Consider the following 14,636-nt stretch of genomic DNA (forward strand, 5'->3'; position numbering starts at 1 on the left):
GCAACCGAATTGGGGGAGTGGAGCGGTCGGGTCAGCCGATCCCGTGCGCCATCCTGACCTGTCAGCGCGATATCGTCGCGGGCGTTTCGGCGGCGAGTTCCAGGCCGCTGGCATATAGCACGTGATCACGGTCAAAGATGATCTCGTAGACGTCCAGGACCTGCTGTCCCATCAGCTTGACGAATTCGCCGTCGACCAGGCGCGACACCGGCACCAGGGCAGATTTCTTGCCAAAGAGCGCCTGGGCGCGCCAATCCCGGACCAACACCTTCTGCCCTGCGGGGAGCAGGGTGTCGCCCTCGGGGCGCTTGTGACCCAGGGAGCCGGCGGTGATCTGCACGGTGTCGCATGTGATCTTGCGCCGGCGGAGGCCGCGGACCAGGGCCATGCCGCTGTCACGGGTGACCACGCGGTCACCGGCGGACAGGAACTGGACCGGCAGCTCGCCATCGAGGGTCAGGACATGGGTTCCGACCGTCAGGCCCGAGGCGGGCGTTGCCGGTTTGGCGGGAACATTTGCGAGGCCACGGAGTTTGGCAAGGGCCTTCATAGTCATATCCTCTTGATCACTGGACCTATCCTTTCGTCCCAATACGGCGGAATTGGGTATATTTCCGGAAAATTGGGGGGCATTGGGGCAGTCCGCGCCCCGTTTTGGCCACAATTCACCCCCAAATCACCCTCAAACCGCGCGAAGACTGCCCCGGATGCGGCCCCATCGCCCGGCTTTGTCGCAAAGTGTCAACCTGTTTCCTCCTCTCCCTGGCCTTTGCGGACTGTATGCGCGCAAGTGTTAACAGCCGGTAAAGAAGCAACGGTCCGACGGATTTTTCCCGTGGCAACCCGCGCAGCACTTTGATATTCAGCGCTGCACCGGCGGCGCGATCGCCCCGGAACGTGCGGGTGTGGCGGAATTGGTAGACGCACCAGATTTAGGTTCTGGCGCCGCAAGGCGTGGGGGTTCAAGTCCCTTCACCCGCACCATTTTTTCAATTCCCAATGCCGGGCCTCGGTGTCTTCGGGCCGGGCGGCTCGCGATCATGTGATCTGCCGTGGCCGCTTTTTCCCTGCCGGGTCGGGGGAACGCGTTTGGCTTGGCGCGCAAAAGGCGTAATTGAGGGGGGATGTCGCGTTTCGCCCTGATCCTTCGCCCGGCCGTCCTGGTCCTGATGGCGCTGCTTCTGCTGCCGCTGGGCGGCATGACGGCGGCGGCGAAGGTTGCGCGGCTTCAGGCGCAGCATCAGCAATCGTCCGTCACGCCACATGCCCCCATGCCAAGGGCCGACACGGCGCCGATCAACACGGGGCAGGTCAACATGGGCCTGGCTGTCCCGGACGCCGGCATCGCCCGGCCCGAGGCCGCGCCAACGGGCGGGCATCTGCGGGCCAAGGCGCGGCGCTGTACGGTGGCGGCGGTTGCGGGCGTGCCCTGTCCGCCCGACGCGGCGCTGAGCGCGCCGCTTCCGCCGCGGCTGGAACCGGGGCGCGCCCGGCTGCCGATGCCGGCCAATGACCGACTTGTGGCCGCGCTGGACCCCGCGCCGCCGCGCGATCCGCCGCGCCGGTCCTGATCCCGCCATCGGCCCGCAAGGCCCCCCGTGATCAGACCAACAAGGATACCCCACATGTTTACCCGACGCAGTTTCGTCGCCCTGGGCGCGGCGGCAGGTCTTGCCGCCTGTACCCGTCCCGCGCCGGAGGCCGCCACCCGCGCCGCCCCGGCCACGCCGCCCGCTCCGAAATATCCGCCGCTGCCGGAGTTCTACGGCGCGATCGATGACGAACCCTTTCCCATCCCCGCGATCGCCGAAGGGTCGTTGGCCCCGAAATACTGGCGCCAGGATGTGACCAACCCCTGGCCGCAGCACCCGCATGGCACCATCGTCGTGGACCCGGACGAAGCGTTGCTGTTCTTTGTCGAGGACGCGCAGACCGCCACCCGATTTGGCGTCAGTGTCGGCGCTGCCGGTTTCGACTGGGAGGGGACGGCCCGGCTGCAATTCACCCGCGACTGGCCGCGCTGGAAGGTGCCGGCCAGCATGATCGCGCGCCAACCGGAGCTGGAGCCCTATTCGGTGGCGAATGGCGGCATGGATCCGGGGCCGGACAATCCGCTGGGCGCGCGGGCGCTCTACCTGTTCCAGAACGGTGTCGATACGCTGTACCGTGTGCATGGTGACGCGGTGCCGCAGGAACTCGGGCGGTCGGTGTCCTCGGGCTGTATCCGCATGCTGGACCAGGATGTCATCCACCTGCACGACAGGTCGGTGCACGGGGCGTCGGTGATCGTGCTGCCGTCGTTCAAGCCGAAGGGGCTGACACCGGTCTATTGACCGGCTGCGCGCCGCTGGGGCGGGGTTTAGCCCTTGCAACAGCCAACAGGCGCCCATAGAAGGGCGTCTGATTTACAACGCCGCCCGCGCGGCCGAGACCGAGATAAAAGGACGACGCAACATGCAGGTCACCGAGACCCTGAAAGACGGCCTGAAACGCGGCTACCAGATCACCGTGACGGCGGATGAACTGGACGGCAAGGTCAACGAAAAACTGGCCGAAGCCCAGCCCGACGTGGAAATGAAGGGCTTTCGCAAGGGCAAGGTGCCGATGGCGCTGCTGAAGAAGCAGTTCGGCCAGCGTCTGCTGGGCGAAGCCATGCAGGAAGCCGTGGACGGTGCCATGGCCCAGCATTTCGAGGACAGCGGCGAGCGCCCTGCGGCCCAGCCCGCGATGGAGATGCAGGCCGGCGAAGAATGGAAAGAGGGCGACGATGTCGTCGTCAACATGTCCTACGAAGCCCTGCCCGAGATCCCCGAAGTCGATCTGAAGGCCGTCAGCCTTGAGAAGATGACCGTGAAAGCCGAGGACAGCGCCGTTGACGAAGCGCTGGAAAACCTGGCCGAAAGCGCACAGGATTTCGACGCCAAGGACGGCGCCGCCGAAGAGGGCGATCAGGTCGTCATGGATTTCGTCGGCAAGGTCGACGGCGAGGCCTTCGAAGGCGGCTCTGCCGAGGATTATCCGCTGGTGCTGGGGTCCAACTCCTTCATCCCCGGCTTTGAAGAGCAGCTGACCGGCGTGACCGCGGGCGAGGAAAAGGCCGTGACGGTCACCTTCCCCGAGGAATACGGTGCGGAGCATCTGGCCGGCAAGGAAGCCACCTTTGATTGCACGATCAAGGAAGTGAAGGCCCCCAAGGCCGCAGAGCTGAACGACGAGCTGGCCAAGAAATACGGAGCCGAGTCGCTGGACGCCCTGCGGGACCAGATCCGTGAGCGCCTGGAGGCCGAATATGCCGGTGCCGCCCGCGCGGTGATGAAGCGTGACCTGCTGGACAAGCTGGACGATGTTGTCAGCTTTGAACTGCCCCCCAGCCTGGTGGAGGCCGAAGCGGGCCAGATCGCGCATCAGCTGTGGCACGAGGAAAACCCCGACGTCGAAGGCCACGATCATGACAAGGTCGAGCCGACCGAAGAACATGTGAAACTGGCGGAGCGTCGCGTGCGCCTGGGCCTGCTGCTGGCGGAGCTGGGCCAGAAGGCCGAGGTTGAAGTGACCGACCAGGAGATGACCCAGGCGATCCTGACGCAGGCGCGTCAATATCCGGGTCAGGAACGTCAGTTCTTTGAATTCGTGCAGCAAAACGCACAGATGCAGCAACAGCTGCGCGCTCCGCTGTTCGAGGACAAGGTCGTCGATTACATCTTCGAACTGGCCGAGGTTTCCGAGAAAGAAACCTCCCGCGAGGATCTTCAGAAAGCTGTCGAGGCGCTGGACGAGGAGTGATCCTCTCCCACGTATCGGAGTGAGAATTGGCCGCCCTTCTTGGGGCGGCCTTTTTCGTGGCGGCGACCGGCTTCCGCGCCTCCTCCGGGACCGCATGTCGCAGCCCCGGCCGCTTGCAGGGCGGGGGCGGGCGGCTAGTCTGCGTCGGAGATCGGGAGGCGGATCGCATGGGCGGGAGCGGATGGCAAAGCGGCGCCGGCGCGGCGCGGGCAGGGGTGATGGTGGTGGCGCTGGTGACGGCGCTGTTGGCCCTGCCCGATACGATGCGGGCGCAGGACGGCGCGGCTGTCCCGCCGCAGGGGCAGGGGCAGAATGGCCTGCCCAAGGGGCAGACCAAGGCGCTGCGCGGCAATCTGGTCCTGTTTCAGGGACAGCCCATTCATCTGGCGGGCATGGATTGCCCGGACTTCTCCACCGAGGAAGGCCGGGAGGCCAAATTCGTGATCACAACCATGCTGCGCGCGCCCCTGGTGGAGTGCATCTCCCGCGAATTGCCGGGCGGTGGGTTCGAGGGCGATTGCTTTGTCCGGCGCAACGCGCTGGTGCGGGCGCGGTCGATGATCAACGAGTTGAAGGCCCGCAACCTGTGCCTGCCGTTCTGCAGAACCTGACGGGCGCCCTTGGCGGGAGGAGCGGCGGGCGCCTGATGGCGGCGGTGCCGCCGGAGCGCCAAGGGGCGGATAGCAGCATTGCCACACCATACCCATACGAAAACGGGCCGCATCCGGAGATGCGGCCCGTTTCGATCTGTTCAACGCGCCGAAAGGCCGATCCGCCGGGGATCAGTCTTCGTCGTCGCCTTGCGCTTCGGCGCGGGGCGCGGGCTGGTCGTCGTCATCCGATGCGGCGGAGCCGAGATCGTCGAAAAGCTCCGCGATCTCGAATTCTGCTGCGGCTTCTTCTTCGGCTGCGGCGTCCTGGATGGATTTGCCGGAGGCCTGAAGCTCTGCCTCTTCCGGGGAGCGCGCGACGTTCAGGGTGATCTGAACTTCGACTTCCGGGTGCAGGTAGATGTCGACATTGTGCAGGCCCAGTTCCTTGATCGGAAGCGGGATGATGACCTGTTTACGCTCGACCGTGTAGCCGCCTTCGGTGGCCACGGCGGCGACGTCACGCGGGGTGACGGAGCCGTAGAGGTTGCCGCCATCGGAAGCGGAGCGAATCACCACGAAGGTCTCGCCATCCAGCTTCTCGCCCAGGGCTTCGGCCTCTTTCTTGGTTTCCAGGTTGTTCGCTTCCAGCTGTGCCTTTTCGGCTTCGAAGCGGGCGATGTTCTCTTTCGAGGCGGTCAGCGCCTTGCCTTGCAGCAGCAGGTAGTTGCGGGCAAAGCCCGGCTTGACCGACACGATGTCGCCCATCTGGCCCAGCTTGGCCACGCGTTCAAGAAGGATCACGTCCATTGGTTCTGCTCCTTACTTAACAGCGTAGGGAAGCAGGGCGAGAAAGCGGGCACGCTTGATCGCGCGCGCAAGTTCGCGCTGCTTCTTGGCGGAGACGGCGGTGATGCGGGAGGGCACGATCTTGCCACGCTCGGAGATGTAGCGTTGCAGCAGCTTCGTGTCCTTGTAGTCGATCTTGGGTGCGTTGTCCCCGGAGAAGGGGCACACTTTGCGACGACGGAAAAACGGTTTTGCAGCCATGGGTTCAGGCTCCTTTCTTCAAGACGGGATCAGCGACGTTCACGACGGCGATCGTCGCGGTCGTCACGTTTCTGCATCTGGATCGAGGGGCCTTCCTCGTGGGTGTCCACCTTGATGGTGAGAACCCGCATGACGTCGTCATGCAGACGCATCAGACGCTCCATCTCCTGCACGGCATCGGCCGGTGCATCGGTCCGCAGGTAGGCGTAATGCCCCTTGCGGTTCTTGTTGATCTTGTAGGCCATCGTCTTGACGCCCCAGTATTCCTGGTCGATCAGCTTGCCACCGTTATCGGCAAGCACGGTGCCGAAATGTTCGATGAGCCCTTCGGCCTGCGTGTTGGACAGGTCCTGGCGCGAGATGAAAACATGCTCGTAAAGCGGCATGTGCACTCCATTTCTATCTAGGCGCATTTCATAGGAGGGCCTGACCTTCCGCGGCCCCTCCACGAGAGTCTGCGCGGTTCGATTTCCGTGCGGAAGGAACCGCTCCTATAGGCGGTAAGTCCTGAGGGCGCAAGGGCGGGCGACGGGGCGTGGTGACGCCCCGCTGTTTCCCCGCGCGTGCCGCCGCCCTGCCATCAATTTGCCGTGCCGCCGGGATGATCTGGCCGTGCAACAAGGCCGGGAGCGGGAAAGATGCGGGGATCGTGGGACGGGATGCTGGCGCGGGCAGGGATGCGGATACTGGCGGTGGCCGGGATTACCGCGGGGCTGGTGCTGGTGCCGTTGTCGGGATTGCAGCCCGGTCCGCTGGCCCTGTCAGCGGGGGTGCTGACCACGGGGTTGATCCTGGCGGTCGGCGGCTGGGGCGCGCTGCCGCCCCGGTAGACGCCGGGGACAGGCGGGGCGGCGGGCAGTGCGAGAGGGCAGGCCAGCCTGAGAGCCGGAGTGCAGGTCAAAGGGCAGGTTCGAGGGAAAGCCGGAGGGAAAGATTGCCATTCCACGGCGCAATCGCTATCCCGCCTGACAACAAAATAGCCACAGACGCAACCTCAGGAGGGCTTCATGAGCCGGGCATTCGTATTTCCGGGACAGGGCGCACAGACCATCGGAATGGGGCGCACCCTGGCCGACAGCTATCCGGCGGCGCGCGCCGTCTTCGACGAGGTCGACGCGGCGCTTGGTGAAAAGCTCTCGGACCTGATCTGGGAGGGCGATGCCGAGACGCTGACCCTGACGCAGAACGCACAGCCGGCGCTGATGGCCACATCGCTGGCGGCGATGCGCGCGCTGGAGGCCGAGGGGGTGGCGATCACCGATGCCGCCTTTGTCGCCGGGCATTCGCTGGGGGAATATTCCGCGCTGGCCGCTGCTGGCGCGCTGAGCGTCACCGACGCGGCCAAGCTGCTGCGCATCCGAGGGCGCGCCATGCAGGAGGCCGTGCCGGTAGGCCAGGGCGCGATGGCCGCGCTGCTGGGGCTGGATTTCGACACCGCTCGTGCCGTCGCGGAAGAGGCTGCCCAGGGGGAAGTCTGCCAGGCCGCCAATGACAATGACCCCGCGCAGGTCGTCGTGTCGGGCCACAAGGCTGCCGTTGAACGCGCGCTGGACATCGCCAAGGCGAAGGGCGCCAAGCGCGCCGTGCTGCTGCCGGTGAGCGCGCCGTTCCATTGCGCCTTGATGGCCCCCGCCGCCGAAGTCATGGCCGAGGCGCTGGCCCAGGTGGACTTTGCCGCGCCCAGCGTGCCCGTGGTCGCCAATGTCCGCGCCGAGGGCGTGCAGGCCGCCGAGGAGCTGAAGCAGCTTCTGGTGGAGCAGGTCACCGGATCGGTGCGCTGGCGCGAAAGCGTGACCTGGATGGCCGGGCAGGGCGTGACGGAGATCTGGGAGATCGGCGCCGGCAAGGCGCTGTCGGGCATGATCCGGCGGATCGACCGGTCGGTCGCCTGCCGCAACGTCGGCGCGCCCGATGACGTCACCGCCGCTGCCACGGCGCTGAAAGGCTGATCCCATCCTGCGGCCAGGCGATGCCCGGCCCCCGCATCGAATTCTGACAGACCAGGGACGGCGCGCGGGGCCGTCCGCAGCGAGGCGAAGATGTTCGATCTGACGGGAAAGACGGCGCTGATCACCGGCGCGAGCGGCGGCATCGGGGGCGAGATCGCGCGCGCCCTGCATGGGGCGGGGGCCGTGGTCGGCCTCTCCGGCACGCGGGAGGCGCCTTTGCAGGCCCTGGCGGAGGAACTGGGAGAGCGCGCCCATGTGCTGCCCTGCGATCTGTCGGATGCCGCAGCCGTGGACGGCCTGCCGAAACGCGCCATCGAGGCGATGGGCGGGCTGGATATCCTGGTGAACAACGCGGGCATCACCCGCGACCAGATCTTCATGCGCATGTCCGATGACGATTGGGCCAAGGTGATCGAGGTCAACCTGACCTCCACCATGCGGCTGTGCCGGGCGGTGATGCGTCCGATGATGAAGGCCCGGTGGGGCCGGATCGTCAATATCTCCTCCATCGTCGGGGCGACGGGCAATCCCGGCCAGGTGAATTATGCCGCCTCAAAGGCAGGGATGGTGGGGATGACGAAGTCCATCGCCTACGAAGTCGCCAGCCGGGGCATCACCGCCAATTGCGTGGCGCCGGGTTTCATCGAGACGGCGATGACCGACGGGCTGACCGATGACCAGAAATCCGGCATTCTGGGCCAGGTGCCCATGGGCCGGATGGGCAAGGGCCAGGAGATCGGCGCCGCCGTGTTGTACCTGGCCAGCGCGGAGGCGGGATATGTCACCGGCGCGACGCTGCATGTGAACGGCGGCATGGCGATGCTGTAAGATGCGCCCGGCGATCCGGTCCTTCGTGGCCGCCATCGGCGGCAGGGGAGATTCGGATTGCCGCCCGCCGCGGGCTGCCGCCCAGGCGCGGTGACGCGGCGCGTGCGGTGGCTTTCTCCGCCATTTCCAAGGGGTTGACGGCACGCGCGACGCGACGGAACAATTGGCGGAAAGGGGCCGGATTTCAGGTGCTTGGGGGGATTTCCCCCATTGCATGGACTTGCGATCTGGACCATGCTGCCCCATCTAGCGAAAGCGTTTGCCTAGGCGGATCGATATGCTATAGGCGGCGCAGATTTTCCGAAGGCATCCCGTTACGGGGCCTTTGGTGCCTCGGCCTTTCCGGGGAGAGACCGCCCGGCTGGGCAGCAGTATCAGGCCCGCCGGGGCATGGCAAAGTAACGGGCCAAGCGCCCAAAGGAACGTGAGGGGAAATCCTATGAGCGATGTCGCAGAGCGCGTGAAGAAGATCGTCGTTGAGCATCTGGGCGTGGAAGAGGACAAGGTGACCGAGAACGCCTCGTTCATCGACGACCTGGGCGCCGACAGCCTGGACACGGTCGAGCTGGTCATGGCGTTCGAAGAAGAGTTCGGCATCGAGATCCCCGATGACGCCGCCGAGAACATCCAGACCTTCGGCGACGCGGTGAACTTCATCAAGGAAGCCGCCTGATCCGTCGGATCGGTGCCGGGCCGGGATGACTGGCCGGACCAGAGAATTTACCGCCTGACGGCGGGAGAGGCGCGGGAGAGATCCCGCGCCTTTTGCTTTGCGCGGGACGTGCCGATCAGCCACTGGGCTGTCGGCGACCTCGGGGACCGGACGTTGGCCGGGGTCAGGCCAGCGCGGGGGATTGCCTCTTGCCAAGGTGGTCGGGTGCGGATTGTGATGGGCCGGACCAACCCAGCCACGGAGAGCCCCATGCCCAAGAGCCTGAGCGAATTGCGCGACCTGTACGGCAACGACAAGGGCACCGCCTTTCACGATCCCCGGATGAAGGCGGTGGCCGACCAGGTCTTTGCCGTCGGTGGGCGACGGGCCTGGCCCTTTGCCGGGATCTCCACCCTCCTGGACGCGCGCCCCGCGCCGGAGCTGGCCGACAGGCTGTCCGAGGGCGGACGGATCGACGGGCTGGACGTGGCGCTGGTGGGCGTGCCCATGGACCTGGGCGTGACCAACCGCGCCGGATCGCGGCGCGGCCCGAAGGCGGTACGCGAAGTGGAGCGGATCGGCCCCTGGAACCGGGTGCTGGATGTCGCGCCGCTGCACAGGCTGCGGGTGGCCGATATCGGCGATGTGCCGATGCGATCGCGCTACGACCTGGCGTCCTGTCACGCCGATATCGAGGGGTTCTTTACCGCGCTGGTGTCCAGCGACGTGGCGCCCTTGGCGGTGGGGGGCGATCACTCGATCTCGCGGCCGATACTGGCGGCGCTGGCGGCGCGGCACGGGCCGGTTGGCATGGTGCATATCGACGCCCATGCCGACACCAGCGGCGTCTACGAAGGCGCCAAGTTCCACCATGGCGGCCCGTTCCGGCAGGCGGTGCTGGAGGGATCGCTGGACCCGACGCGCTGCGTGCAGATCGGCATCCGGGGCGGCGGCGATTACCTTTGGGAATTCTCCTTTGCCAGCGGAATGCGGGTCATTCATGCGGAGGAGGTTGCGCAGATCGGCGTGGATGCCGTGATCGCCATCGCGCGCGAAGTCGTGGGCGCGGGGCCGACCTATGTCAGTTTCGACGTGGATTCGCTCGACCCGGGCTTTGCCCCCGGAACCGGCACGCCGGAGGTTGGCGGGTTGACCCCGCGCGAGGTTCAGGCGATCCTGCGCGGCATGGCCGGGATCGACATGGTCGGTGGCGATGTCGTGGAGGTCGCCCCGTCCTATGATCCGACCAGCAACACCGCCCAGGCCGGTGCGCAGATCCTGTTCGAATTGCTGTCGCTTTATGCGGTGCGCGGACGCTGAAATACGGCGCCGCAGCGCCGGGTCGGCGTTGTTCCGCGTGGGGTTGCTCTTGCTCAGACCGGGCGGGACAGGCTAAGAGCAGGACGCAAGAATACGTGTGGAAAGGGCAGGCAATGCGTCGTGTCGTCGTAACGGGTCTGGGGCTGGTGACGCCTTTGGCAGATGGGGTCGAAGAAAGCTGGGAGCGGATTCTGGCCGGAAAATCCGGCGGTGGCCGGATATCGCAGTTCGATCCTGAGGGTTTAACCACGACCTATGCCTGCGAAGTTCCGCGCGGCGATGGCAGCAATGGCACGTTCAACGCCGATGCCTACATGGAGCCGAAGGAACAGCGCAAGGTCGATACCTTCATTCTGTTCGGCATGGCCGCCGCGCAGCAGGCGGTGGAAGATGCGGGCTGGACCCCCACCGGAACCGAGGATCTGGAGCGCACCGGCGTTCTGATCGGATCGGGCATCGGGGGGCTGAACTCCATCGCCAACACTGCCCTGGTCATGGAAGAACGCGGCCCGCGCCGGGTCTCGCCGTTCTTTGTGCCGGGTGCGCTGATCAACCTGATTTCCGGCCAGGTGTCGATCCGCTATGGCTTCAAGGGGCCGAACCATTCGGTGGTGACCGCCTGTTCCACCGGGGCCCATGCCATCGGCGACGCCGCGCGGCTGATCCAGTGGGGCGATGCGGACGTGATGGTCGCCGGCGGCGCCGAGGCGGCGATCTGCAAGATCGGGATCGCCGGGTTCAACGCCTGCAAGGCGCTGTCGACGAAATATGCCGACACTCCGGAAATCGCCTCGCGCCCCTATGACACGGATCGCGACGGCTTTGTCATGGGTGAGGGCGCCGGGATCGTCGTGCTGGAGGAATACGAGCACGCCAAGGCGCGCGGCGCCAAGATCTATGGCGAATACCTGGGCTATGGCCTGTCGGGCGATGCCTATCACATCACCGCCCCGTCCGAGGATGGCGATGGCGGTTACCGTGCCATGGTCGCTGCGCTGAAACGCGCCGGGCTGTCGCCGGAGGATGTGGATTACATCAATGCGCATGGCACCTCCACCATGGCCGACACGATCGAGCTGGGCGCGGTGGAGCGTCTGCTGGGCGATCACGCGTCCAAGGTGACGATGTCATCGACCAAGTCGGCCACCGGGCATCTGCTGGGCGCGGCCGGCGCGATCGAGGCGATCTTCTCCATCCTGGCGCTGCGCGATCAGGTGGCACCGCCGACGATCAACCTGGACAACCCCGCCGTTCAGCCCAAGCTGGACCTGGCCCCCAATGCCCGGAGGGATCGGGAAGTGAACGTGGCGCTGTCCAATTCCTTCGGCTTTGGCGGCACGAACGCCTCCATCATCTTCGGAAAGGAACGCTGAATGTGGCGCGCCGTCGCGTCCAACGGGTTCACCCTGCTGATCGTCGCCGCCTTTCTTCTGGCGGGTCTGATCCTGTGGGGGAAGTCGGAGTATACGGCCGAAGGACCGCTGGAAGCGGCGATCTGCGTGCGCGTGCCTTCGGGGGCGAACATGACGCGGGTGTCCGACAATCTTCAGGATCAGGGCGCGGTGCGGTCTGCCGCGATCATGCGGATCGGGGCGGATTACACGGACAAGTCGGATGAGCTGAAGGCGGGCGCGTTTCTGGTGCCGGAACGGTCGTCGGTCGAGGAAATCGTGGATATCGTGACGCGGGGCGGGGCGTCGACCTGCGGGACTGAAATCCTGTACCGGATCGGCGTGAACAGCGCCGATGTGGTGGTGCGGGAGCTGGACCCGGCAACCTCGCGCTTTGTCGAGAAGGCGAAGTTCGTACCACAGGAGGACACCGCCGCGCCGGAGGAATTCACCCGTGTTCGTGACCTGGCCGATACACGTTATCGCGTGACCATGGCCGAGGGTGTGACCAGCTGGCAGGTGGTCGACGCGCTGAGCCGGATCGACGTGCTGGACGGCGATGTCGCGGAGCGGCCGGCGGAGGGGTCATTGGCCCCCGACAGCTACGAGGTGGCAGAGGGCGACAGCCGGCAATCGGTGATCGACCGGATGCGTGATGCGCAATCCGAGCGGCTGCGGGAGGCCTGGGTGAACAGGGCGCCGGACCTGCCGATCTCCTCTCCCGAAGAGGCGCTGATCCTGGCCTCGATCATCGAGAAGGAGACCGGCGTGCCCGAAGAACGTGGCCAGGTCGCCAGCGTCTTTACCAACCGCCTGCGCGAGGGGATGCGCCTGCAAACCGACCCGACGGTGATCTACGGCATCACCAACGGGGAAGGCGTTCTGGGCCGTGGCCTTCGGCGGAGCGAACTGGACCGGGAGACACCCTACAACACCTACGTGATCGCGGGGCTGCCGCCGACGCCGATCGCCAATCCCGGCCGCGCCAGCATCGCGGCGGCGGTGAATCCCGGCGACAGCGACTTCCTGTTCTTCGTGGCCGACGGGTCGGGCGGACATGCCTTTGCCAGGACGCTGGAAGAGCATAACAGCAACGTCGCCCAATGGCGCAAGATCGAGGCGGAACGCGCCAATCAATAGCCCTCATTGCGCGACAGGTTAAGATCTGGTTAACGGGGCGTTACGATAAAGCGTTGATTTTGCTGGAGAAATATTGACTTTCCCCTGCTGTTCTGTAAGGATGGCGCGGCAAGCTGGTGAACATGACGGACGGTCGGGCGCAGTTGCGACCGGCCGTTTTTCTTTTGCGCGGACGAAGACCCATGTCGCAAGAGGCTGCATCAATGACAATTATAACGAATGACGAACACGTCATGCGGTTGGGTAGGACGATCGACACGGTCGAAACACAGGTTGGGGACATCACGGCGGAATTGGCCGCGTTGCAGGGCAGGCTGCGCGCGGGCGATGTGGATGCGGTGAAGGATTGCCTGGGCAAGATCGCGGAGATCCGGCACTGGATGAAATTCGCATTGGAAACGGAGGCGAAGCTAGATGAACGACGACAGCGGGAAGGGGGATATTGCGGGACAGGGGCAATCGATCTCGATGCTGCGCGGGCTTCGATCCGGTGCAAGCTGGATCGCCTCCGGGACTGCGGATCTTCAGGCCAGGTTCCTGGATGAACTGGATGAGGGAGAGCTTGGCGCTCTCCCTTTTTTGTTCGAGTTCTGGGCCTTGCCGCATCAATTGCCGCCGGCGGGGGACTGGCGCTCCTGGGTGATCCTGGGCGGGCGCGGCGCGGGCAAGACGCGGGCCGGCGCCGAATGGGTGCGCGCACAGGTCGAGGGTGCGCGCGCCGCCGATCCGGGGCGCTGCCGCAAGGTCGCACTGGTGGGGGAAACGGTGGACCAGACGCGGGAGGTGATGATTTTCGGCGAAAGCGGCATCCTGGCCTGTTCGCCGCCCGACCGGCGGCCCGAATGGCAGGCCGGGCGCAAGCGGCTGGTCTGGCCCAACGGCGCGGAGGCGCAGGTGTTCTCAGCCCATGACCCGGAGGCGCTGCGCGGGCCGCAATTCGACGCCGCCTGGGTGGACGAGCTGGCCAAGTGGAAACGCGCGGGCGCGGCCTGGGACATGCTGCAATTCGCGCTGCGGCTGGGCGACCGGCCGCAGGTCTGTGTGACCACGACGCCGCGTGACGTACCGTTGCTGAAGGATTTGCTGGACCGGCCTTCGACCGTGGTGACGCAGGCGCCGACAGAGGCCAACCGCGCGAACCTGGCCGACAGTTTCCTGGAGGAAGTCCGCGCCCGCTATGCCGGGACGCGGCTTGGGCGGCAGGAACTGGACGGGGAAATGATGGAAGCCGCCGAAGGCGCCCTGTGGAGCGCCGCGATGCTGGAACGCGCCGTGGTCGTCGAGGTGCCGGAGCTGACCCGGGTGGTGGTGGCGGTGGACCCGCCGGTGACGGGCCATGCGGGATCGGACGAATGCGGCATCATCGTCGCGGGCGTCCTGGCAGAGGGCCCGGTGCAAAGCTGGCGGGCCTATGTGCTGGAAGACGCGACCGTCCACGCCGCCAGCCCAGCGCAATGGGCGGAGGCCGCGATCGCCGCCATGGCGCGCCACGGCGCCGACCGCATCGTGGCGGAGGTCAACCAGGGTGGTGACCTGGTGGAGGCGGTGATCCGCCAGGTCGATCCGCAGGTGCCGTTGAAGCAGGTGCGCGCCAGCCGTGGAAAAGCGGCGCGGGCCGAACCGGTGGCGGCGCTATATGAACAGGGACGGGTGCGGCATGTGCCGGGTCTGTCGGGGTTGGAGGACCAGCTGGTGCAGATGACCATGCTGGGCTGGCAGGGACGCGGCAGCCCGGACCGGTTGGACGCGCTGGTCTGGGCACTGCACGAATTGCTGATCGCTCATGTGCCCGCTCGGCAGCCGCGGATGCGGTCGTTGTGAGCCCCCATTCCCGCCTCGGGCGCCGTAACGGTGCTCGAGGCGGGGGTTAACCCTTCTTCCCCATAGTCCTTTCGTGACAGGCGCACGTCCCTGGACGCGGCGCGGCAACGGG

The 14,636-nt window shown here is 66.1% G+C and carries 16 protein-coding genes and 1 tRNA gene; 13 read left to right on the forward strand and 4 right to left on the reverse strand.

Annotated elements, in window-relative coordinates; all coding sequences use genetic code 11:
- Window positions 1-61: 61 nt before the first annotated feature.
- Window positions 62-550: a Hint domain-containing protein gene (locus G5A46_RS12255; RefSeq protein ID WP_163849658.1), complete on the reverse strand. Its 489-nt coding sequence runs from the start codon at window positions 548-550 to the stop codon at window positions 62-64.
- A gap of 349 nt (window positions 551-899) precedes the next feature.
- On the opposite strand from G5A46_RS12255, the gene G5A46_RS12260 reads away from it, so the two are divergent.
- The 5 genes from G5A46_RS12260 to G5A46_RS12280 all read left to right on the forward strand — a co-directional run bounded on the left by G5A46_RS12260 (window position 900) and on the right by G5A46_RS12280 (window position 4,394).
- Window positions 900-984: transfer RNA gene (locus G5A46_RS12260), tRNA-Leu, on the forward strand.
- 140 nt (window positions 985-1,124) lie between these two features.
- The gene (locus tag G5A46_RS12265; RefSeq protein ID WP_163849659.1) at window positions 1,125-1,571 is read left to right on the forward strand and encodes a hypothetical protein; all 447 of its coding nucleotides are present in this window, start codon (window positions 1,125-1,127) and stop codon (window positions 1,569-1,571) included.
- Window positions 1,572-1,625: 54 nt separating this feature from the next.
- Window positions 1,626-2,333, forward strand: a complete 708-nt coding sequence (locus G5A46_RS12270; RefSeq protein ID WP_163849660.1) for a L,D-transpeptidase — start codon at window positions 1,626-1,628, stop codon at window positions 2,331-2,333.
- A 121-nt stretch (window positions 2,334-2,454) separates the two neighbouring features.
- The gene (tig, locus tag G5A46_RS12275) at window positions 2,455-3,783 is read left to right on the forward strand and encodes a trigger factor (protein ID WP_163849661.1); all 1,329 of its coding nucleotides are present in this window, start codon (window positions 2,455-2,457) and stop codon (window positions 3,781-3,783) included.
- Between the two features lie 167 nt (window positions 3,784-3,950).
- Window positions 3,951-4,394, forward strand: a complete 444-nt coding sequence (locus G5A46_RS12280; protein WP_163849662.1) for a hypothetical protein — start codon at window positions 3,951-3,953, stop codon at window positions 4,392-4,394.
- Between the two features lie 171 nt (window positions 4,395-4,565).
- Here the strand turns inward: G5A46_RS12280 and rplI are convergent, their stop codons facing one another.
- Genes rplI through rpsF form a run of 3 tightly spaced genes read right to left on the reverse strand, consistent with a single transcriptional unit; the run spans window position 4,566 to window position 5,809 of the window.
- Window positions 4,566-5,183, reverse strand: coding sequence for a 50S ribosomal protein L9 (gene rplI / locus G5A46_RS12285; protein WP_163849663.1), 618 nt, complete (start codon window positions 5,181-5,183; stop codon window positions 4,566-4,568).
- Between the two features lie 12 nt (window positions 5,184-5,195).
- Window positions 5,196-5,423, reverse strand: coding sequence for a 30S ribosomal protein S18 (rpsR, locus tag G5A46_RS12290; RefSeq protein WP_008328567.1), 228 nt, complete (start codon window positions 5,421-5,423; stop codon window positions 5,196-5,198).
- A 29-nt stretch (window positions 5,424-5,452) separates the two neighbouring features.
- A complete protein-coding gene (gene rpsF / locus G5A46_RS12295) occupies window positions 5,453-5,809 on the reverse strand; it encodes a 30S ribosomal protein S6 (protein WP_163849664.1) in 357 nt (118 codons plus the stop codon).
- Between the two features lie 252 nt (window positions 5,810-6,061).
- On the opposite strand from rpsF, the gene G5A46_RS12300 reads away from it, so the two are divergent.
- From G5A46_RS12300 to G5A46_RS12335, 8 genes are all read left to right on the forward strand, one after another.
- Window positions 6,062-6,253 carry a hypothetical protein gene (locus G5A46_RS12300; protein WP_163849665.1) on the forward strand — a complete coding sequence of 64 codons (192 nt, stop codon included), beginning with the start codon at window positions 6,062-6,064 and terminating at the stop codon, window positions 6,251-6,253.
- 177 nt (window positions 6,254-6,430) lie between these two features.
- Window positions 6,431-7,372, forward strand: a complete 942-nt coding sequence (fabD, locus tag G5A46_RS12305; protein WP_163849666.1) for an ACP S-malonyltransferase — start codon at window positions 6,431-6,433, stop codon at window positions 7,370-7,372.
- Window positions 7,373-7,462: 90 nt separating this feature from the next.
- On the forward strand, window positions 7,463-8,200 hold the full coding sequence (fabG, locus tag G5A46_RS12310; RefSeq protein WP_163849667.1) for a 3-oxoacyl-[acyl-carrier-protein] reductase: 738 nt from the start codon (window positions 7,463-7,465) through the stop codon (window positions 8,198-8,200).
- 439 nt (window positions 8,201-8,639) lie between these two features.
- On the forward strand, window positions 8,640-8,873 hold the full coding sequence (locus G5A46_RS12315) for an acyl carrier protein (RefSeq protein ID WP_163849668.1): 234 nt from the start codon (window positions 8,640-8,642) through the stop codon (window positions 8,871-8,873).
- A 249-nt stretch (window positions 8,874-9,122) separates the two neighbouring features.
- On the forward strand, window positions 9,123-10,172 hold the full coding sequence (speB, locus tag G5A46_RS12320; protein ID WP_163849669.1) for an agmatinase: 1,050 nt from the start codon (window positions 9,123-9,125) through the stop codon (window positions 10,170-10,172).
- A 113-nt stretch (window positions 10,173-10,285) separates the two neighbouring features.
- The gene (fabF, locus tag G5A46_RS12325) at window positions 10,286-11,545 is read left to right on the forward strand and encodes a beta-ketoacyl-ACP synthase II (RefSeq protein ID WP_163849670.1); all 1,260 of its coding nucleotides are present in this window, start codon (window positions 10,286-10,288) and stop codon (window positions 11,543-11,545) included.
- Window positions 11,546-12,703, forward strand: coding sequence for an endolytic transglycosylase MltG (mltG, locus tag G5A46_RS12330; protein WP_163849671.1), 1,158 nt, complete (start codon window positions 11,546-11,548; stop codon window positions 12,701-12,703).
- A 468-nt stretch (window positions 12,704-13,171) separates the two neighbouring features.
- On the forward strand, window positions 13,172-14,524 hold the full coding sequence (locus G5A46_RS12335) for a DNA-packaging protein (protein ID WP_163850006.1): 1,353 nt from the start codon (window positions 13,172-13,174) through the stop codon (window positions 14,522-14,524).
- Window positions 14,525-14,636 lie beyond the last annotated feature (112 nt).

Source organism: Pseudooceanicola aestuarii (assembly GCF_010614805.1).
Lineage (GTDB): Bacteria > Pseudomonadota > Alphaproteobacteria > Rhodobacterales > Rhodobacteraceae > Pseudooceanicola > Pseudooceanicola aestuarii.